General features: G+C 62.0%; 15 protein-coding genes. 13 read left to right on the top strand and 2 right to left on the bottom strand.

Annotated features, from left to right (window positions below; translation table 11 throughout):
* Positions 1 to 81: 81 nt before the first annotated feature.
* Both aceF and aceE read right to left on the bottom strand, forming a co-directional pair.
* On the bottom strand, positions 82 to 2025 hold the full coding sequence (aceF, locus tag CAF80_RS17715; RefSeq protein ID WP_085667707.1) for a dihydrolipoyllysine-residue acetyltransferase: 1944 nt from the start codon (positions 2023 to 2025) through the stop codon (positions 82 to 84).
* Positions 2026 to 2036: 11 nt separating this feature from the next.
* Positions 2037 to 4682 carry a pyruvate dehydrogenase (acetyl-transferring), homodimeric type gene (gene aceE, locus CAF80_RS17710; RefSeq protein ID WP_085667708.1) on the bottom strand — a complete coding sequence of 882 codons (2646 nt, stop codon included), beginning with the start codon at positions 4680 to 4682 and terminating at the stop codon, positions 2037 to 2039.
* 262 nt (positions 4683 to 4944) lie between these two features.
* On the opposite strand from aceE, the gene CAF80_RS29095 reads away from it, so the two are divergent.
* The 13 genes from CAF80_RS29095 to CAF80_RS17650 all read left to right on the top strand — a co-directional run bounded on the left by CAF80_RS29095 (position 4945) and on the right by CAF80_RS17650 (position 19452).
* Complete coding sequence (locus tag CAF80_RS29095; protein ID WP_256574488.1) at positions 4945 to 5070, top strand: hypothetical protein; 126 nt, start codon at positions 4945 to 4947, stop codon at positions 5068 to 5070.
* On the top strand, positions 5067 to 8006 hold the full coding sequence (glnE, locus tag CAF80_RS17705; RefSeq protein ID WP_085667709.1) for a bifunctional [glutamate--ammonia ligase]-adenylyl-L-tyrosine phosphorylase/[glutamate--ammonia-ligase] adenylyltransferase: 2940 nt from the start codon (positions 5067 to 5069) through the stop codon (positions 8004 to 8006). The genes CAF80_RS29095 and glnE overlap by 4 nt, the downstream gene beginning before the upstream one ends.
* 51 nt (positions 8007 to 8057) lie before the next feature.
* Entirely contained in the window at positions 8058 to 9092 is a 1035-nt protein-coding gene (waaF, locus tag CAF80_RS17700; RefSeq protein ID WP_039766536.1) for a lipopolysaccharide heptosyltransferase II, read from the top strand.
* A gap of 1 nt (position 9093) precedes the next feature.
* Positions 9094 to 10155, top strand: coding sequence for a lipopolysaccharide heptosyltransferase I (waaC, locus tag CAF80_RS17695; RefSeq protein WP_039766539.1), 1062 nt, complete (start codon positions 9094 to 9096; stop codon positions 10153 to 10155).
* A complete protein-coding gene (locus CAF80_RS17690; RefSeq protein ID WP_074689606.1) occupies positions 10155 to 11276 on the top strand; it encodes a glycosyltransferase family 4 protein in 1122 nt (373 codons plus the stop codon). The genes waaC and CAF80_RS17690 overlap by 1 nt, the downstream gene beginning before the upstream one ends.
* Positions 11277 to 12083 carry a lipopolysaccharide core heptose(I) kinase RfaP gene (rfaP, locus tag CAF80_RS17685; protein WP_074689607.1) on the top strand — a complete coding sequence of 269 codons (807 nt, stop codon included), beginning with the start codon at positions 11277 to 11279 and terminating at the stop codon, positions 12081 to 12083. It begins immediately after the preceding gene.
* Positions 12083 to 12817, top strand: coding sequence for a lipopolysaccharide kinase InaA family protein (locus CAF80_RS17680; protein ID WP_039766546.1), 735 nt, complete (start codon positions 12083 to 12085; stop codon positions 12815 to 12817). Before rfaP ends, CAF80_RS17680 begins: the two co-directional genes overlap by 1 nt.
* A complete protein-coding gene (locus tag CAF80_RS17675) occupies positions 12814 to 13566 on the top strand; it encodes a lipopolysaccharide kinase InaA family protein (RefSeq protein WP_039766548.1) in 753 nt (250 codons plus the stop codon). Before CAF80_RS17680 ends, CAF80_RS17675 begins: the two co-directional genes overlap by 4 nt.
* The gene (locus CAF80_RS17670) at positions 13566 to 15017 is read left to right on the top strand and encodes a lipopolysaccharide kinase InaA family protein (protein WP_039766551.1); all 1452 of its coding nucleotides are present in this window, start codon (positions 13566 to 13568) and stop codon (positions 15015 to 15017) included. The genes CAF80_RS17675 and CAF80_RS17670 overlap by 1 nt, the downstream gene beginning before the upstream one ends.
* A gap of 159 nt (positions 15018 to 15176) precedes the next feature.
* Positions 15177 to 15512, top strand: coding sequence for a YceK/YidQ family lipoprotein (locus CAF80_RS17665; protein ID WP_039766553.1), 336 nt, complete (start codon positions 15177 to 15179; stop codon positions 15510 to 15512).
* 172 nt (positions 15513 to 15684) lie between these two features.
* Positions 15685 to 17442, top strand: a complete 1758-nt coding sequence (locus CAF80_RS17660) for a carbamoyltransferase (RefSeq protein ID WP_007952261.1) — start codon at positions 15685 to 15687, stop codon at positions 17440 to 17442.
* Positions 17426 to 18556 (top strand): glycosyltransferase, encoded by a 1131-nt coding sequence (locus CAF80_RS17655; RefSeq protein WP_085667710.1) that lies wholly within the window; start codon positions 17426 to 17428, stop codon positions 18554 to 18556. Before CAF80_RS17660 ends, CAF80_RS17655 begins: the two co-directional genes overlap by 17 nt.
* A complete protein-coding gene (locus CAF80_RS17650) occupies positions 18556 to 19452 on the top strand; it encodes an antimicrobial resistance protein Mig-14 (protein WP_085667711.1) in 897 nt (298 codons plus the stop codon). Before CAF80_RS17655 ends, CAF80_RS17650 begins: the two co-directional genes overlap by 1 nt.
* The last annotated feature ends 6 nt before the right edge of the window (positions 19453 to 19458 follow it).

The raw sequence follows: 19458 nt of genomic DNA, 5'->3' as shown, positions 1-19458 counted from the left end.
CTGACGGGGTTGAGGTACGAGCGTGTGGCGCTCGAAAACGTGGAACGCAGTCGGCCCTCCGTTGCCGGAGGGCCGAACGCTTTACAGCAGAATGGTGCGGATGTCCGCCAGCAGGTCGCTCAGACGCTTGGTGAAGCGTGCAGCAGCGGCGCCGTTGATCACACGGTGATCGTAAGACAGCGACAGTGGCAGCATCAGTTTCGGCTGGAAGGCTTTGCCGTCCCAGACTGGCTGGATGGTTGCCTTGGAAACACCGAGGATCGCCACTTCCGGCGCGTTGACGATCGGCGTGAAGCCGGTGCCGCCAATGTGACCGAGGCTGGAAATGGTGAAGCAGGCGCCTTGCATCTCGTCCGACGAGAGCTTCTTGGTCCGGGCTTTTTCAGCCAGGGAAGCAGCCTCGGCGGCCAGTTGCAGCAGGCTCTTCTGGTCGACGTTCTTGATGACCGGTACCAGCAGGCCATCCGGGGTGTCGACGGCGAAGCCGATGTTCACGTATTTCTTGCGGATGATAGCCTTGCCGCTTGGTGCCAGCGAGCTGTTGAAGTCCGGCAGTTCCTTGAGCAGGTGTGCGCAGGACTTGAGCAGCAGCGGCAGGATGGTCAGCTTGACGCCGGCCTTCTCTGCGACAGCTTTCTGTGCGGTGCGGAACGCTTCCAGCTCGGTGATATCCGCCGAGTCGAATTGCGTCACGTGCGGCACGTTCAGCCAGCTGCGGTGCAGGTTGGCGGCGCCGACCTGCATCAGGCGGGTCATCGGCACTTCTTCGATTTCGCCGAAACGGCTGAAGTCGACGACCGGAATCGGCGGAATGCCCGCGCCACCGGTTGCGCCAGCGGCAGCGGCCGGTGCTTCCTTGGCCTTCTGCATCATGGCTTTGACGTACGTCTGCACGTCTTCTTTCAGGATGCGACCGTGCGGACCGCTGGCGCCGACAGCGCTCAGCTCGACGCCGAACTCGCGAGCCAGTTGACGCACGGCAGGGCCGGCGTGAACTTTCGCACCAGGCTTGGCTGGAGCAGCAACCGGAGCGGCAGCAGGTGCAGCGGCAGCCGGAGCAGCGGCTGGCGCCGGAGCACTCGGAGCAGCAGCGGCAGCTGGAGCCGGGGCAGCAGCCGGGGCGGCGCCTTTGACTTTCAGCTTGAGGATCAGATCGCCGGTGCCGACTTCGTCGTCCAGCTTGATGGAAACGCTTTCCACCACGCCAGCGGCAGGCGACGGGATTTCCATGCTCGCCTTGTCGGATTCCAGAGTGATCAGCGACTGGTCGGCTTCAACGCTGTCGCCAGCCTTGACCAGCACTTCGATGATCTTGGCCTTGCCGGCCGAACCGATGTCCGGAACGTGGATGTCCTGAACGCTGTCGGCAACCGGTGCAGCTGGCGCGGCGGCAGGTGCTGGAGCAGCAGCGGCCGGAGCAGCAGCCTGAGCCGGAGCGGCCGCAGCAGGGGCGGCAGCACCCGCCACTTCCAGGTCCAGGATCAGGTCGCCGGTGCCGACTTCGTCGTTCAACTTGACGCTGATGGCCTTGACCACGCCAGCGGCAGGCGACGGGATTTCCATGCTCGCCTTGTCGGATTCCAGGGTGATCAGCGACTGATCAGCCTCGACGGTGTCGCCGACCTTGACCTGGATCTCGATGATCTGGGCCTTGCCCGACGAACCGATGTCCGGCACGTGCACTTGCTGAACCGAAGCGGCAGCCGGAGCTGCGGCTGGCGCAGCCGGTGCAGGCGCAGCTTCGGCCTTGGCGGCAGGCGCAGCAGCCGGAGCAGGGGCCGCTTGCGCGGCGCCCTCGACTTCCAGCTCCAGCAGTTCGTCGCCTTCTTTCAGGCGATCGCCCAGCTTCACTTTCAGGCTCTTGATGACGCCGGCTTTCGGGGCCGGCACTTCCATGCTGGCCTTGTCCGATTCCAGAGTCAGGATGCTCTGGTCGGCTTCGATACGGTCGCCGACCTTCACAAACAGTTCGATTACTTCACCTTCACCGCTGCCGATGTCAGGTACGCGAATGAGTTCGCTCACAGAGTTTCTCCTCAGCAGTCCAGTGGGTTGCGTTTTTCCGGGTCGATGCCGAACTTGGTAATGGCCTCGGCCACGACTTTAGGTTCGATATCACCACGGTCAGCCAGTGCTTCCAGGGCTGCCAACACCACGAAATGACGGTCGACTTCGAAGAAATGACGCAGTTTCTTGCGGCTGTCGCTGCGGCCGAAACCGTCGGTGCCCAGGACTTTGAATTCCTTGGACGGTACCCACTGACGGATCTGCTCGGCGAACAGCTTCATGTAGTCGGTCGATGCGATGACCGGACCCTTACGGCCGCTCAGGCATTCTTCGACGTAGCTGCGCTTAGGCTTCTGGCCAGGTTTCAGACGGTTGCTGCGCTCTACGGCCAGGCCGTCGCGACGCAGTTCGTTGAAGCTGGTGACGCTCCACACATCGGCGCCGATGTTGAACTCTTCACGCAGGATCTTCGCCGCTTCACGGACTTCACGCAGGATGGTGCCGGAGCCCATCAGCTGTACGTGGTGCGCCGCATCGCGGGTGTCTTCTTCGAGCAGGTACATGCCTTTCTTGATGCCTTCTTCGGCACCGGCCGGCATGGCTGGCTGCTGGTAGGACTCGTTCATCACGGTGATGTAATAGAAGATGTCCTGTTGCTCTTCGGTCATCTTCTTCATGCCGTCCTGAATGATCACCGCCAGCTCGTAGCCGTAGGTCGGATCGTAGGTGCGGCAGTTCGGGATGGTGGCAGCCAGCAGGTGGCTGTGACCGTCTTCGTGCTGCAGGCCTTCACCGTTCAGGGTGGTACGGCCGGCGGTGCCGCCGATCAGGAAGCCACGGGTACGGCTGTCGCCAGCGGCCCATGCCAGGTCGCCGATACGCTGGAAGCCGAACATCGAGTAGAAGATGTAGAACGGCAGCATTGGCTGGTTGTGGCTGGAGTACGAAGTACCGGCGGCGATGAAGGAGCTCATGGCGCCTGCTTCGTTGATGCCTTCTTCAAGGATCTGACCTTTCTGGTCTTCCTTGTAGAACATCACCTGGTCTTTATCGACTGGCTCGTAGAGCTGGCCGACGGACGAGTAGATGCCCAACTGACGGAACATGCCTTCCATACCGAAGGTACGGGCTTCGTCCGGGATGATCGGAACGATGCGCGGGCCGATTTCCTTGTCCTTGACCAGTTGCGCGAGGATTCGCACGAACGCCATGGTGGTGGAAATTTCACGGTCGCCGGAACCATCGAGGATTGCCTTGAGGGTGTCCAGATCCGGAGTCGGTACGCTGAAGCTCTGGGCGCGACGCTGAGGCACGAAACCGCCCAGTGCGGCACGACGCTCGGCCAGGTAACGGGCTTCGGCGCTGTTTGGCTCCGGCTTGAAGAACGGCAGGTTTTCCAGCTCTTCGTCTTTCACCGGGATGTCGAAGCGGTCGCGGAACAGCTTCAGGCTGTCGACGTCGACTTTCTTGGTGTTGTGCGCGGTGTTCTTCGCTTCGCCCGCACCGGTACCGTAACCCTTGATGGTCTTGGCCAGGATGACGGTCGGTTGTTCTTTGTGGTTGACCGCTTCGTGGTACGCCGCGTAGACCTTGTACGGGTCGTGGCCGCCACGGTTGAGTTTCCAGATCTCGTCGTCGGACAGATCAGCAACCATCGCCTTGAGTTCTGGCGTGTTGAAGAAGTGTTCACGCACGAACGCGCCGTCTTTGGCTTTGTAGTTCTGGTACTCGCCGTCGATGACTTCGTCCATGCGACGTTGCAGGATGCCGTTGACGTCTTTGGCCAGCAGTGGGTCCCAGAAACGGCCCCAGATGACTTTGGTCACGTTCCACTGAGCACCGCGGAACACGCCTTCGAGTTCCTGGATGATCTTGCCGTTGCCGCGAACCGGGCCGTCGAGGCGTTGCAGGTTGCAGTTGATGACGAAGATCAGGTTGTCCAGCTTCTCGCGGCCGGCCAGGGAGATCGCGCCCAGGGATTCCGGCTCGTCGCACTCGCCGTCGCCCAGGAAGCACCAGACTTTCTGTTTGCCCGGCTGGATGAAGCCGCGGTGTTCCAGGTACTTCATGAAGCGTGCCTGGTAGATCGCCTGGATCGGGCCCAGACCCATGGATACGGTCGGGAACTGCCAGAAGTCAGGCATCAGCCAAGGGTGCGGGTAGGACGACAGGCCCTGACCGTCGACTTCCTGGCGGAAGTTGTTCATCTGGTCTTCGGTGATGCGGCCTTCCATGAATGCGCGGGCGTAGACGCCTGGCGAGGTGTGGCCCTGGAAGTAGATCAGGTCGCCGCCGTGTTCGTCGGTCGGGGCCTGGAAGAAGTAGTTGAAGCCGATGTCGTACAGGGTCGCACTGGAAGCGAAGCTGGAGATGTGACCACCCAGGTCAGAATCTTTCAGGTTCGTACGCATTACCATGGCCATCGCGTTCCAGCGTACCAGCGAGCGAATGCGGCGTTCCATGAACAGGTCGCCAGGCATGCGTGCTTCGTGGGTAACGGGGATCGTGTTGCGGTAAGGCGTGGTGATGGCGTAAGGGAGCTGCGAACCGCTGCGGGTTGCCAGTTCACCCATACGGGTCATCAGATAGTGAGCACGGTCTTCGCCTTCTTTGTCGAGAACCGATTCCAGGGCGTCCAGCCATTCCTGGGTTTCGACGGGATCGAGGTCTTGCATGGCTTGCTCCAGGGCGGAAAGGCTTCCAGAATCGGTTGCCTGAGTTTGCGACTGGCCTTGTGGGCAGACGATTTAAAATTCTTGGATTGCCGACAGGTTGTTCCGGCGGCGTGTAGTTTTACTACAAATCATCCGGCATTTCAGCCTCTCGAATGTATAGACGAGTAGTAAAACTACAGATGAAAGGCTTGTGGCCTCCAGCTGCGTTGTGAGAATAATCGTTAAGGTTGGTCTTTAGCCATCCGAAAAAGGTGAAAGTTTGATGCTGGCTGCCAAAGAAAAAGAAATTTCAGCTATTTCTCACTTTTGTTCGACAGTCCTTCGCGTAGCGGTTTTTCATTCATCACTACAAGCGGCCATTTACACGCCGATCAAGGATAGACCATGACCCTGCCCGCGCTTGCCGAACTGCCCGCCATTCTCCTGCCGTTGGTCAGCCGATCGGAGCAGTCGTTCCGTGCGGCCGTCGCACAACTGGAAGACGATCACGGCTTCTCGTCCTGGACGCCGGAACGCTGGGCGCAGTTCGCCCGCGTCAGCGCCGCCAGCGATTTCGTCATTGAACAGAGCGTTCGTGACCCTTTGATGTTGTTGTCGCTGGTGCAGTCCGGCGAACTCGACCGGGCATTCGCTCCCGGTGAGTTGTGCGGGCAGATGGCGGATGCGGTCGCCACCGCGCAGACCGAAGACGAATTGGGCCGCGTCCTGCGCCGTCAGCGCGCCCGGCATCAGGTGCGGATCATCTGGCGCGACCTCAACCGTCAGGCCGATCTGGTGCAGACTTGCCGCGATCTCTCGGACATGGCCGACGCCAGCATCGATCAGGCCTATCAATGGTTGTACCGCCGCCATTGCGAGCAGTTCGGCACGCCGACCGGCCGGCGCAGCGGCGAACCACAGCAAATGGTCATCCTCGGCATGGGCAAGCTCGGCGCGGTCGAGCTGAACCTGTCGTCGGACATCGACCTGATCTTCGCCTACCCCGAGGGCGGCGAAACCGTCGGCGTGAAGCGCCCGCTGGACAACCAGGAATTCTTCATTCGTCTCGGCCAGCGCCTGATCAAGGCCCTCGACCCGATCACCGTCGACGGTTTCGTGTTCCGTGTCGACATGCGTCTGCGCCCGTACGGCTCGTCCGGCGCGCTGGTGCTGAGCTTCAATGCGCTGGAGCAGTATTACCAGGATCAGGGCCGCGACTGGGAACGCTACGCGATGATCAAGTCGCGGGTGGTGGCTGGCGATCAGGTGGCGGGCGAGCAGTTGCAGGAAATGCTGCGGCCGTTCGTGTACCGGCGCTATCTGGACTTCTCGGCGATCGAAGCGCTGCGCACCATGAAGCAGCTGATCCAGCAGGAAGTGCGGCGCAAGGGCATGGCCGACAACATCAAGCTGGGCTCTGGCGGTATCCGTGAAGTCGAGTTCATCGCCCAGGCTTTTCAATTGATTCACGGTGGTCGCGACCTGAGTCTGCAACAGCGCCCTCTATTAAAGGTGTTGAGCACGCTCGAAGGGCAGGGCTATCTGCCGCCAGCGGTCATCAGCGAGCTGCGCGAAGGCTACGAATTCCTGCGTTACACCGAACACGCGATCCAGGCGATTGCCGACCGCCAGACCCAGATGCTCCCGGACAGCGCTCAGGATCAGGCGCGAATCGCGTTCATGCTCGGTTTCGCCGACTGGGAAGCGTTCCACGAGAAGCTGATGTTCTGGCGCGGCCGGGTGGCCTGGCACTTCGCGCAAGTGATCGCCGATCCCGATGAGGACGAGGGCGCCGAGAGTGAAGTGGTGGTCGGCGGAGAATGGCTGCCGCTGTGGGAAGAGGCGCAGGACGAAGAGGCGGCCTGTCGCCAGTTGGAGGAGGGCGGTTTCGCCGACGCGACCAAGGCCTTGAAGGCATTGGCGAGCCTGCGTGCCAGCCCGCAGTTGCGAGCGATGCAGCGTCTGGGGCGCGAACGTCTCGATGCCTTTATTCCGCGCCTGCTGGCTCAGGCGGTGGAGCACGAAAATCCCGATCTGGTGCTGGAGCGGGTGCTGCCGCTGGTCGAGGCGGTGGCCCGGCGTTCGGCTTATCTGGTGTTGCTGACGGAAAACCCCGGCGCGCTGCGGCGTTTGCTGACGCTGTGCGCCGCCAGCCCGTGGATCGCCGAGCAGATCACCCGTTTCCCGCTGCTGCTCGATGAACTGCTCAACGAAGGCCGGCTGTTCAAGCCGCCGCTGGCACCGGAACTGGCTGCCGAATTGCGCGAGCGCCTGACGCGGATCCCGGAGGACGACCTCGAACAACAGATGGAAGCCCTGCGCCATTTCAAACTGGCGCACCGCTTGCGGGTCGCTGCCTCGGAAATCGCCGGCAGCCTGCCATTGATGAAAGTCAGCGATTACCTGACCTGGCTGGCCGAAGCAATTCTTGAGCAAGTGCTGGCCCTGGCCTGGCGCCAGACCGTGGCCAAATACGGCACGCCGCTGCGCACCGATGGCACGCTGTGCGATCCCGGCTTCATCATTGTCGGTTATGGGAAAGTCGGCGGGATCGAGTTGGGGCATGGTTCGGATCTGGATCTGGTGTTCATCCACGATGGCGATCAGCAGGCCGAAACCGATGGCCCGAAACCCATCGATGGCACGCAGTTTTTCACCCGGCTCGGCCAGCGGATCATTCACTTGCTGACGGCGCAGACCAACTCCGGCCAGCTGTACGAAGTGGACATGCGCCTGCGTCCGTCCGGGGCGTCCGGGCTGCTGGTCAGTTCGCTCGGCGCGTTTGCGCGCTATCAGGAAAATGAAGCCTGGACCTGGGAACATCAGGCCCTGGTGCGGGCGCGGGTGCTGGTGGGCAGCCAGGATGTCGGCCAGGCGTTCGAGAGCGTGCGGGCCCAGGTGCTGGGCAAGGCTCGGGATCTGGCGAAACTGCAACAGGAAGTGAGCGAGATGCGCGCCAAGATGCGCGACAACCTCGGGAGCAAGAGCACCGCCGCCGGCACCGGGGCGAATGCCTTCGAGGCCACGGCGCCGTTCGACCTCAAGCAGGACGCCGGAGGTATCGTCGATATTGAATTTATGGTGCAATACGCGGCCCTGGCGTGGTCGCAGACCCACCCGCCGTTGCTGCGCTGGACGGACAATATCCGCATTCTGGAAGAGCTGGAGCACGAAGGGCTGATGCCGGCCGAAGACGCCAGCCTGTTGCGCGAGGCCTACAAGGCCTATCGTTCCGCCGCCCACCGGCAGGCCTTGCAGAAGGACGCCGGGGTGATACCGGGCGATCAGTTCGCGGACGAACGGCGGCAGGTGATGCGGATCTGGCGTGAGCTGGGGCTAAGCTGATTCTCGAGACGGGGAGGCGTGAAGCCTCCCCGGTTCGTTTATGGAAACCACATGAATATTCTGATCGTTGGGCCCAGTTGGGTCGGTGACATGGTGATGGCGCAGACACTGTTTCAGTGTCTCAAGCAGCGCCACCCGCAGTGCGAAATCGACGTGCTGGCCCCGGAGTGGAGCCGGCCGATCCTCGAACGCATGCCCGAAGTGCGCAAGGCCTTGAGCTTCCCGCTCGGCCACGGCGCGCTGGAGCTGGCGACCCGTCGGCGGATCGGCAAATCCCTGGCCGGCCAGTACGACCAGGCGATCCTGCTGCCGAACTCGTTGAAGTCGGCGCTGGTGCCGTTCTTCGCCGGCATCCCGAAACGCACCGGCTGGCGCGGCGAATTCCGCTACGGCCTGCTCAATGACGTGCGCACGCTGGATAAAGAACGTTATCCGCTGATGATCGAGCGTTTCATGGCGCTGGCTTACGAGCCGAACGCCGAGCTGCCAAAACCTTATCCGCGCCCGAGCCTGCAGATCGATCCGGTGACCCGCGAGGCCGCATTGGCCAAGTTCGGCCTGACCCTCGACCGCCCGGTGCTGGTGCTGTGCCCCGGCGCCGAATTCGGTGAAGCCAAACGCTGGCCGTCCGAGCATTACGCCAAGGTCGCCGAGGCGCGCATCCGTGAAGGCTGGCAGGTCTGGCTGTTCGGTTCGAAGAACGATCACGCGGTGGGCGAAGACATTCGCGCGCGGCTGATTCCGGGCCTGCGCGAAGAGTCCGTGAATCTCAGTGGCGGCACTTCGCTGGCCGAGGCCATCGACCTGATGTCCTGCGCCGACTCGGTGGTCTCGAACGATTCCGGTCTGATGCACGTGGCCGCTGCGCTCAATCGCCCGTTGGTGGCGGTCTACGGTTCGACCTCGCCGGGTTTCACCCCGCCGCTGGCCGAGCATGTGGAAATCGTCCGCCTGGGTCTCGATTGCAGCCCTTGCTTCGATCGCACCTGCCGTTTCGGCCATTACAACTGCCTGCGCCAGCTGATGCCGGACGCGGTCAACGATGCCTTGCAGCGTTTGCAGGGCTCTGTGGTCGAGGTCCATTAACTTGCGGGTATTGCTGATCAAGACTTCATCGCTGGGCGACGTGATTCACGCGTTGCCGGCGCTGAGCGACGCCGCCCGGGCGATTCCCGGGATCAAGTTCGACTGGGTGGTGGAAGAAGGCTTCGCCGAGATTCCGACCTGGCACCCGGCTGTAGGCAAAGTGATTCCGGTGGCGATCCGCCGCTGGCGTAAGAATCTCTGGAAAACCATCACCAGCGGCGAATGGAAGCGCTTCAAGCAGTCCGTTCGGGCTAACAAATATGACCTGGTGATCGACGCTCAGGGCCTGCTGAAAAGCGCCTGGCTGACCCGCTATGTCAAAGCCCCGGTGGCCGGTCTCGACAAGGGCTCGGCCCGCGAACCGATCGCCGCGCGCTTTTATGACCGCAAACTGGCGGTGGCCCGTGGGCAGCACGCCGTCGAGCGCGTGCGCCAGTTGTTTGCGATTGCTTTGGGTTACGACTTGCCCAAAGGCCTGGGCGATTACGGCCTCAACGTCGAGCGTCTGGTCGAGTTGCCACGCAAGAATGCCTACGTGGTGTTCCTGCATGGCACCACCTGGGACACCAAGCACTGGCCGGAAGCCTACTGGCGCGAGCTGACCGAACGGGTCGGCTACCTCGGCGTCGGGATCAAACTGCCGTGGGGCAATCCGCTGGAGAAGGCCCGGGCCGAGCGCATCGCCGCCGGTTTCAAACACGCCGAAGTGTTGCCGAAGCTGAACCTGGCCGGGGTCGGCAAGGTATTGGCCGGCGCCCAGGCCTGCGTCGCGGTGGACACCGGCCTCGGTCACCTTGCCGCCGCTTTGGATGTGCCGACGATTTCCCTGTTCGGCCCGACCAATCCGGGCCTGACCGGCGCCTACGGCAAGCTGCAGATTCACCTCGGCAGCGATTTCCCGTGCGCGCCGTGCCTGCAAAAGAAATGTACGTATCAACCGACCGCGCAGGATGCCCGTCAGTTTGACCTGAAACGCGAGTGGCCCCTGTGCTTCACGCGTCTGAATCCCGAGCGTGTTGCCAGCCGACTGAGCACGTTGTTGATGGCTGAGGAGCTGCGCTGATGCAATTGGCTTTTGTCCTGTACAAATATTTCCCGTTCGGCGGTTTGCAGCGCGATTTCATGCGCATCGCCCTCGAATGCCAGAAGCGCGGGCACCAGATCCGCGTCTACACCCTGATCTGGGAAGGCGACGTGCCGCCCGGTTTCGAAGTGCTGGTGGCGCCGGTCAAGGCGTTCTTCAATCACCGCCGCAACGAAAAGCTCAGCGCGTGGATGGAAGCGGACCTGGCCAAGCGCCCGGTGGATCGCCTGATCGGCTTCAACAAGATGCCGGGGCTGGACGTCTACTACGCCGCCGACGGCTGCTTCGAAGACAAGGCGCAGAACCTGCGCCATTCGCTGTATCGCCGCTGGGGCCGCTACCGCCACTTCGCCGAATACGAGCGTGCAGTGTTTGCCAAAGACGCGAAGACCGAAGTGCTGATGATTTCCGAAGTGCAGCAGCCGCTGTTCATCAAGCATTACGACACACCGCTGGAACGCTTCCACCTGCTGCCGCCGGGCATTGCCCAGGATCGTCGACGCCCTGCGGATGCCGACCAGATTCGCGCCGGTTTCCGCGCCGAATTCAATCTGAAGGACGACGAACTGCTGCTGGTGCAGATCGGCTCCGGATTCAAGACCAAGGGCGTCGATCGCAGCCTGAAAGCACTGGCCGCATTGCCCGCCGAGCTGAAGAAACGCACCCGGCTGTTTGTAATCGGCCAGGATGACCCCAAATTGTTCCAGATGCAGAGTGCGACGCTGGGCCTGGGCGACAACGTGACGTTCCTCAAGGGGCGCAGCGATATCCCGCGTTTCCTGCTCGGCGCCGACCTGTTGATCCACCCGGCGTACAACGAAAACACCGGCACGGTGCTGCTTGAAGCGCTGGTCGCCGGGTTGCCGGTGCTGGTCAGCGCGGTCTGCGGTTATGCCCATTACATCGCCGAGGCCGACGCCGGGCGAGTGCTGGACGAGCCGTTCGATCAGGCGCAACTGACGCAATACCTGACTGACATGTTGAACGACGACGCTGCACGGGCGGCCTGGAGCCGCAACGGTCTGGCCTTCGCCGAGACGGCCGACCTCTACAGCATGCCGCAGCACGCGGCCGATGTGATTCTGGCGGAGCACGCTTAAATGAAGTTGATGCTGGCTGAACCGTTCAAGAGCCTGTGGGCCGGACGCGACCCGTTCGCCGAGGTCGAGGGCTTGCAGGGCGAGGTGTACCGCGAGCTGGAAGCCCGCCGGACGTTGCGAACGGAAGTCGACGGCAATGGCTTTTTCGTCAAGATTCACCGCGGTATCGGCTGGGGAGAGATCTTCAAAAACCTGCTGACCGCCAAGCTGCCGGTACTCGGCGCGGGCCAGGAATGGAGAGCCATCCAGCGCTTGCAGGAAGTCGGCGTGCCGACCATGACCGCCGTCGCGTACGGCGAGAAGGGCAGCAACCCGGCGGATCAGCATTCGTTCATCGTCACCGAAGAGCTGGCGCCGACCATCAGTCTTGAAGACTTCAGCATCGACTGGGTCAAGCAACCGCCGGAGCCGAAACTCAAGCGGGCGCTGATCGCCGAGGTCGCGCGCATGACCGGCATGATGCACCGCGCCGGGGTCAACCACCGCGATTGCTACATCTGCCACTTTCTGCTGCACACCGACAAACCGATCACCCCGGAAGACTTCAAACTCTCGGTGATCGACCTGCACCGTGCCCAGACCCGCCCGGCGATCACCCAGCGCTGGCGCAACAAGGACCTGGCGGCACTGTACTTTTCCGCACTGGACATCGGCCTGACCCGCCGCGACAAGCTGCGCTTCCTCAAAGGCTATTTCCAGCAACCGCTGCGCCAGATCCTGGCCGAAGAAGCGCCGTTGCTGAGCTGGCTCGAAGGCAAGGCCAACAAGCTCTACGCACGCAAGCAACGTTACGGGGATGCGCTCTGATGGCGGGTTGGAATCTGGAGCCTGAGTACAGTGAACTTGCGCAGTATTTCGGTAGCCTCGAAGCGGTATTTGCCCTGCAGGGCGAGCGCCTGACCCGCGATCCCTTGTCCGAAGTCATTCGCGTGCAGCTCAACGGCGTCAACTATTACGTCAAGCGCTACAGCGGTGCCGGCAAGGGCCTGCGGCGTTATCTGGGCAAGCCCCGGGTGAAGATGGAATGGCAGAACCTCAAGCGCTTCGCCAAGTGGGGCATTCCCACCGCCGAAGTGGTGGCGTGGGGTCTGGAGCGCAACGGCATGGCTTACGATCGCGGGGCGATGATCACCCGTGAACTGCCGCGCACCGAAGACCTGTCGGCGCTGGCCGAGCGCAACGATCCCAAGCTCAGGGATCGTGCCTGGGTCGACGGCGTCAGCCGGCAACTGGCCGGTTATACGCGTGTCATGCACGACCACCGCTTTACCCATAACGATCTGAAGTGGCGCAACCTGCTGATCGACGATCAGGCGCAGTTGTATCTGATCGACTGCCCGAACGGCGATTTCTGGCGCGGTTTCTGGCTCAAGTACCGGATCACCAAGGATCTGGCCTGTCTCGACAAGGTGGCCAAGTATCACCTGTCGAACACCCAGCGCCTGCGCTTCTACCTGCAATACCGCCAGCGTGACCGGCTGAATGCCGCCGACAAGCAACGGATTCGCCACGTGGTGAGATTTTTCGAGGGACGCGAATGACTGATTTTCTGGCCGCTGAAGACCGTGCGCTGCTGGAACGCCACGGTCTCGGCACGTTCGATGCGCTGTGGTCCAAGCAGCTCGACGCCGTGGATGAGCCCAACACCGATGGCGGCGGCTGGAGCAGCGTGTTTCGTCTGGAGCTGGAGGGGCATGGCTATTACCTCAAGCGCCAGTGCAATTACCTGACCCGCACCCTGCACGCGCCCTTCGGCGAGCCGACGTTCGCCCGGGAATTTCGCAACATCAGTCGTTACAACAAGCTCGGCATCCCGGCGTTGCAGGCGGCGTTCTTCGGTGAGCGCAAGGTCAACGGCGAAGTCCGTGCGATCCTGCTGACCCGGGCGCTGGATGGCTGGGACGATCTCGATTCGCTGTTGCAGCGCTGGTCGGACCTCGATGCCGCGCAGCAATCGGCGATTCTCAAGTCTTGCGGCCTGTTGGCGCGCCATCTCCACAGCATGCGTCAGGTGCACGGCTGCTTCTATCCAAAGCACATTTTCCTGCGCGCCGAGGGCGACGGCTATCAGGCGCAGTTGATCGACCTGGAAAAGACCCGGCCGTTGCTGTTCGGTCTGCGTGACCGGGTCAAGGACTTGGAACCACTGCTGCGCCGAGCGCCGGAGTGGAGTGACGCGCAATTGCGTGAGTTGCTGGCGGCGTATCTCGATCAGCCGACGGGCAGTTCGCTGGTGGATGCCTGGGTCACGCGGCTGACCGCGCGGCGCAGTCGCAAGGAGGCCCGCTGATGCAGCTGTCCGACCTGAAAAATGCCGGGCGCACGCCGAGTCTGCCGCTCACGGTTTCGCTGGCCGATGCGGCGGGCGTTGCCGATTTGCAGTTGCTCAGTCTGTTGCGGGTGTTGCCGGGGCAGCGTTACGTCGGTGCCGGTGTGTGGCGCGGGCGTCCGGTGCTGGCCAAGTTACTGGTCGGCAACAAGGCTGCGCGGCATTTTCAGCGTGAGCTGGAAGGGGTGAAACTGCTCGCTGCTCAGGGCATGACCACGCCGTTGCTGCTGGCTGATGGATTGATGGAGGGCGAGGGTGGCTGGCTGCTGTTCGAGTTCCTCGAAGGTGCCGAAAGCCTGGGCGATGCCTGGAACAAGGTCGAATCCTTGCCGGTGCTGGCCGACGAACAATCGGCGGTGCTGGCCGAAGCGCTTGGTGCCATTGGTCAGTTACACGGCAAAGGTTTGTGGCAGGAAGACCTGCACCTGGACAACCTGTTGCGCCACGGTGGTCAGCTGTACCTGATCGATGGCGCCGGCATCTGTGCAGAAAGTGCCGGCCAGCCATTGTCCCGGCAGAAAGTGCTGGAAAACCTCGGGGTGTTTTTCGCCCAGTTGCCCAAGTCGCTCGAGCCGTTCACCGAAGAATTGCTGGTGTTTTACCTGCTGAGCAACAGTGAACACGCGCTGCCGCTGGAGGCCTTGCAAAAGCAGATCGACAAGGTGCGCGCCTGGCGCTTGAAGGACTTCCTGATCAAGGTCGGTCGTGAATGCACGCTGTTCAGCGTCAAGCGCGGCGCTTTTGGTTTGCGGGCAATTCGCCGCGAGGAAGAGGCCGCGATGCTGCCGGTGCTGGAGCAGGCCGATGCCTTGCTCGATCAGGGCCATCTGTACAAGACCGGCGGCGCGGCCAGTGTCGGCAAGGTCGAGGTTGCCGGGCGTCCTCTGGTGATCAAGCGTTACAACATCAAGAATTTTGCCCATTGGCTCAAGCGCTTCTGGCGTCCAAGCCGCGCCTGGCATTCCTGGCGCGAAGGCAATCGCCTGGCGTTTCTCGGCATTGCCACACCAAAACCGCTGGCAGTGCTGGAAACCCGCTTTCTCTGGCTGCGCAGCAAGGCTTATCTGATCACCGAGTACCTGGCCGGACCGGACATCATCGAGCGTTTTGCGCCGTATGTTGAAAGCGGTGCGGCGCCGGAAGCCGAGTTGCAGGCGCTGGATCAGCTGTTTGCACGGTTGATCGCCGAACGCATCAGCCATGGCGACTTCAAGGGTCATAACCTGTTCTGGCAGGAAGACCGCTGGGCGCTGATCGATCTGGACTCGATGTGCCAGCACGGCTCGGTGAGCAGCTTCGCTCCGGCCTATGCCCGGGATCGTGCGCGGTTCATGCGCAACTGGCCTGAGAGCAGTGCGCTGTATCAGGTAATTGATCAGCGCTTGCCCAGGGATGTAGCGGGCGCTGCGTGATTATTTTCGCCAGCGCGTAAGACGTTTCTGCAGTTGAATTCGGGTAAGGCATGTGGCGACAAATCCTTGTGATTTGTCCTACGGCCTTTCCGGAAGCCATGAACTGCCCCTCGCAAAACCCCGATGCTAGTTTGCCCCGACGTTCCCGGAGGGCAAATCTTGACCATCAAAAACGCTATCACGATCGGCGCATTATCCCTGGCACTGTCCGGCTGCGGCACCGCCGTCACGGTGTTGCAGGACGACGACGGCGCCACGCGCGGCCTGCGCAAACAGAAGACCTACTGTCAGTCGATTCCGCGCATCTACAGCGGGCTTGCCCATGATTTCTGCCTGCTGCACGCGCCGCCCGATCCTACCGGCATTCTGGTACCGGTCGTCCTGCTCGACCTGACCCTGTCCGGTGTGTTCGATACGGCTTTCCTGCCGTACACGATCTATCGCCAGGCGGTGGACGGGAATATCAGTGTTTATTGGCGACCAAGCCGTGGATAGTCCCATGGACAAGGGTTCTGTGGGTTGAACGACATGGGGCAATTCGCGCAGGGTCATTCCCGCCACGTTTACGCTATAATCCCGCCCTTTAGCTGTCTCTCGCCCGGTGCGAGGGCACATCATTTTTCAAGGCGCATCGCGCCTGAATGCAGACTAAAGAGGCTAGACCCCTGTGGCATTGACGATTCTTGGCCTGTCCGGCGCCCTTAGCCATGATCCTTCAGCAGCCTTGTACATCGACGGCAAGCTGGTCGCGGCGGCTGAGGAAGAGCGCTTCGTGCGCGATAAACATGCAAAGAACCGCATGCCCTACGAATCGGCGAAGTTCTGCCTGGAGCAGGCAGGCATCAAACCGTCCGACGTAGACGTGGTCGCGATTCCGTTCGCTCCGATCAGCATTTTCGGCAAGGCCCGCTGGCAGTACGCCAAGCGTTACTGGTACGCCCCGGACCGTGCACTCGACGCGATCCTGATGGGCAACCGTCGCTACAAGCGCTATCGCAACAAGATCGTCTGGTGTCTGGAGCAACTGGGCTTCGATCCGAAGAAAATCAAGATCGAGCCGGTTGAACACCACCTGGCCCACGCTTCCAGCGCCTACCACTGCTCGGGTTTCAAAGAGAAAACCGCGATCCTCGGCATCGACGGCAAGGGCGAGTACGCCACGACCTTCTTCGGTTATGGCGAGAACGGCAAGATCCACAAGATCAAGGAATTCTTCGATCCGGACTCCCTCGGCGGCCTGTACGGTGCGATCACCGAGTTCCTCGGTTTCGACATGCTCGACGGCGAGTTCAAGGTCATGGGCATGGCGCCGTACGGTGACGCCAGCAAATATGATTTCTCGCGCCTGGCTTCGTTCGAGAACGGCGAGCTGGTGATCAACACCGACTACGCCAACGTGATCGGCCTGCGTCGCTATAAAGAGAAGGGCAAGGGTTACTACTTCTCGCCGAAGCTGATCGAGTGGCTGGGTCCGAAGCGCGAAGGCGATATTGCCGACGAGCCGTACATCCATTACGCCGCCAGCATTCAGGCGCTGTTCGAAAAAATCGCGCTGCAGATGATCGACTACTACCTGGGCGACGTGCTCAAGGAAACCGGCAAACTGGCCTATGCCGGTGGCTGTGCGTTGAACGTCAAGCTCAACCAGAAAATCATCGCCCGTGATGACGTCAAGGAACTGTTCGTACAGCCTGCCTCCGGCGATGCCGGCACCGCAGTCGGCGCAGCAGCTTACGTGTCCAACGCCCGTGGCGTGCCGGTCGAGAAGATGGAACACGTCTACCTCGGCCCGTCGTACAGCAACGAAGACGTGATCGCCGCGTGCGCCCGTCACGAGAACAAGCCGACCTGGCGCAAGCTCGACAACATGCCGGAGCAGATCGCCAAAATCATGGTCGATGGCAACCCGGTGGCCTGGTTCCAGGGCCGCATGGAGTTCGGTCCGCGTGCACTGGGCGGTCGTTCGATCATCGGCTGCCCGAGCGTGGCTGGCGTGGCTGACCGCATCAACCACCAGATCAAGTTCCGCGAGCGCTGGAGGCCTTTCTGCCCGTCGATGCTTGACACCGTTGCGCCGCAGATGATCAAGATCGATCACCCGGCACCGTTCATGACCTTCACCTTCGAAGTGGCGGAAGAGTGGAAGACCCGCGTGCCGGAAGTCGTCCACGAAGACGGTACGTCCCGGGCCCAGGTGCTCAAGCGCGAATACAACCCGCGCTACTACGACATGATGAAGGCGCTGGAAGTGCTGACCGGCAACGGCGTGTCCCTGAACACCTCGCTCAACCGCCGCGGTGAACCGATGATCTGCTCGCCGACCGATGCCCTGAACATGTTCTTCGGCTCGGATCTGCAGTACCTGATCATGGAAGACATCCTGGTGGTCAAAGAAGGCGCAAACGCTTATGACACGCTCGGCTGAACGCCATGTGCTGCAGTTCTGTCACGGCTATGACGGGCCGTTCCTCGACTGCGCGCGGCAGTACGCCAGCCTGTTCGCGGGCACCGGTTATCGGGTCACCACGGTCTTTTTGACCGGGGCTGCCGATAGCGAGGTGGCCGCAGCCTGCGCCTCCGATGAAGTGTTGTTCATGGAATACAGCTCCAAGGCCATTCGTGGCCTGAAGCTGGGCGCCATCGGCGATCTGCGCAAGATCGCCGCTTCACGCAATTTCAGTTTCTGCATCGCCCATCGCTTCAAGCCGATCTACATCGCCTTGCTCGGCACTTCGCTGCCGGTGATTGGCGTGCATCACGCGTTTGGCGATTACAAACGCGGCTCGCGCAAACTCTTTGCGCAGATTTTCCGCAAGCGTTTGAGCCTGCTCGGCGTGTCCGATGCAGTGCGCGACGACATGCGCCGTTGCCTGCCGAAATGGCCGGCGGCGCGCATCCAGACCCTCTACAACCGCATCGATGTCTCGGCGTTGCAGATGAGTCAGGTGTCGGCCCGTGAAGCCCGCGAGACCCTCGGTCTGTCAGCGGATGCGTTCATTGTCGGCAACGTCGGTCGTCTGCACCCGGACAAGGATCAGGCCACGCTGCTGCGCGGTTTTGCCGCGGCGCTGCCCGGTCTGCCGGCCAACAGCCAACTGGTGATTCTCGGCAAGGGGCGTCTTGAGGATGAACTCAAGGCGCAGGCCCGTGAACTGGGCGTTGGAGATCGGGTGCTGTTTCTCGGCCAGGTGCCGGACGCGCGTAATTATTTCCGGGCATTCGATGTGTTTGCCTTGAGTTCCGACCACGAACCGTTCGGCATGGTGCTGCTGGAGGCCATGGCCGCCGGCGTGCCGTTGCTGGCCACGGCGTGCGGCGGGGCGAAGGAAGTGGTCGAAGGCGTCGGGATCCTGTTTCCGCTGGGTGACGCCGAGCATCTGGCCCAGGGCCTGAAACATCTGGCCGGTATGGACGAGCAGCAGCGTCGTCAGTGCGCCGAGATGATGTTCGACCGCCTGCGCGAGCGTTTCTCCGACCGCGCCGTACGCGACACCTTCTGGCATTTGCCGCAAGTTACCGATCTGGCACCGAGGGGCTGATGCTCAACCGATTTCAAGGCTGGCGCGAACGTGGCTGGTCGCCCGTTGACGCCTCAACTTATGCACAGGCCTGGCAGCGATTTGGCGGCAGCGTCGCGACTCATCCCATGGTCGTCGAGCGTCTGGCGGATCTGGCCGGCATCCCGGTGCGCTATCTGGCCTGGGAGCAGCAGGGCGAAATCAAAGCCGCGATCCCGACCTGGGGCCGCGACTTGGCCTTGTCCAAGGACGTGCTCAAGCGCAACGGCAAGAAAGGCCTGTTCGACCTGGGCAACGCCGAGCTGATCCTGCCGGCCGCCGCCGATGCTCAGGCCCCGCTGCGCCATCGTGGGCGCTACCTGTCGGCGCTCAACGAAAACCGCTTCAGCGGCCTCAAGTTGCAGACCGAACAACTGGCCATGGCCCGTACCCCCGAAGAACTGTCGAAGAAGTTTCGCTACAACCAGCGCCGTGAACTGCGCCTGCTGGAAGAGGCGGGCGGCGTGGTGCGGCCGGTCAGCGACTTCTCCAGTGCGGAGTTGGCGGCGATCTACTGCGACCTGTTCCAGCGTCGCTGGGGTTTCCCGGCCACTGGCGCGGCACGCATGGCCGAAGTCATCGAACTGTTGCGCGAGCTGTTGATCGGCTCGGTGATCTTCCTCAACGACGCACCGATCGCCATCCAACTGGTGTACCGCGTCGAAGCCCCGGAGTGGATCAGCGTCGAGTACATCAACGGCGGCGTCGACCCCGAAACCCGTGAATTCAGCCCCGGCAGCGTCCTGAGTTTTCTCAATACGCAAAGTGCCTGGGAGCAGGCGCGGGCACTGAACAAGCCGCTGCGCTTTTCCTTCGGTCGCGCCGACCGTGAATACAAGGATCGCTGGTGCAATCCTGTGCCGGTCTTCACCGTATGAGTCAGC

Source organism: Pseudomonas sp. B34(2017), assembly GCF_002112915.1.
GTDB classification, from domain to species: domain Bacteria; phylum Pseudomonadota; class Gammaproteobacteria; order Pseudomonadales; family Pseudomonadaceae; genus Aquipseudomonas; species Aquipseudomonas pharyngis.
Note: the sequence above shows the minus strand (reverse complement) of the source record. Positions and strands in the feature narration are given on the sequence as shown.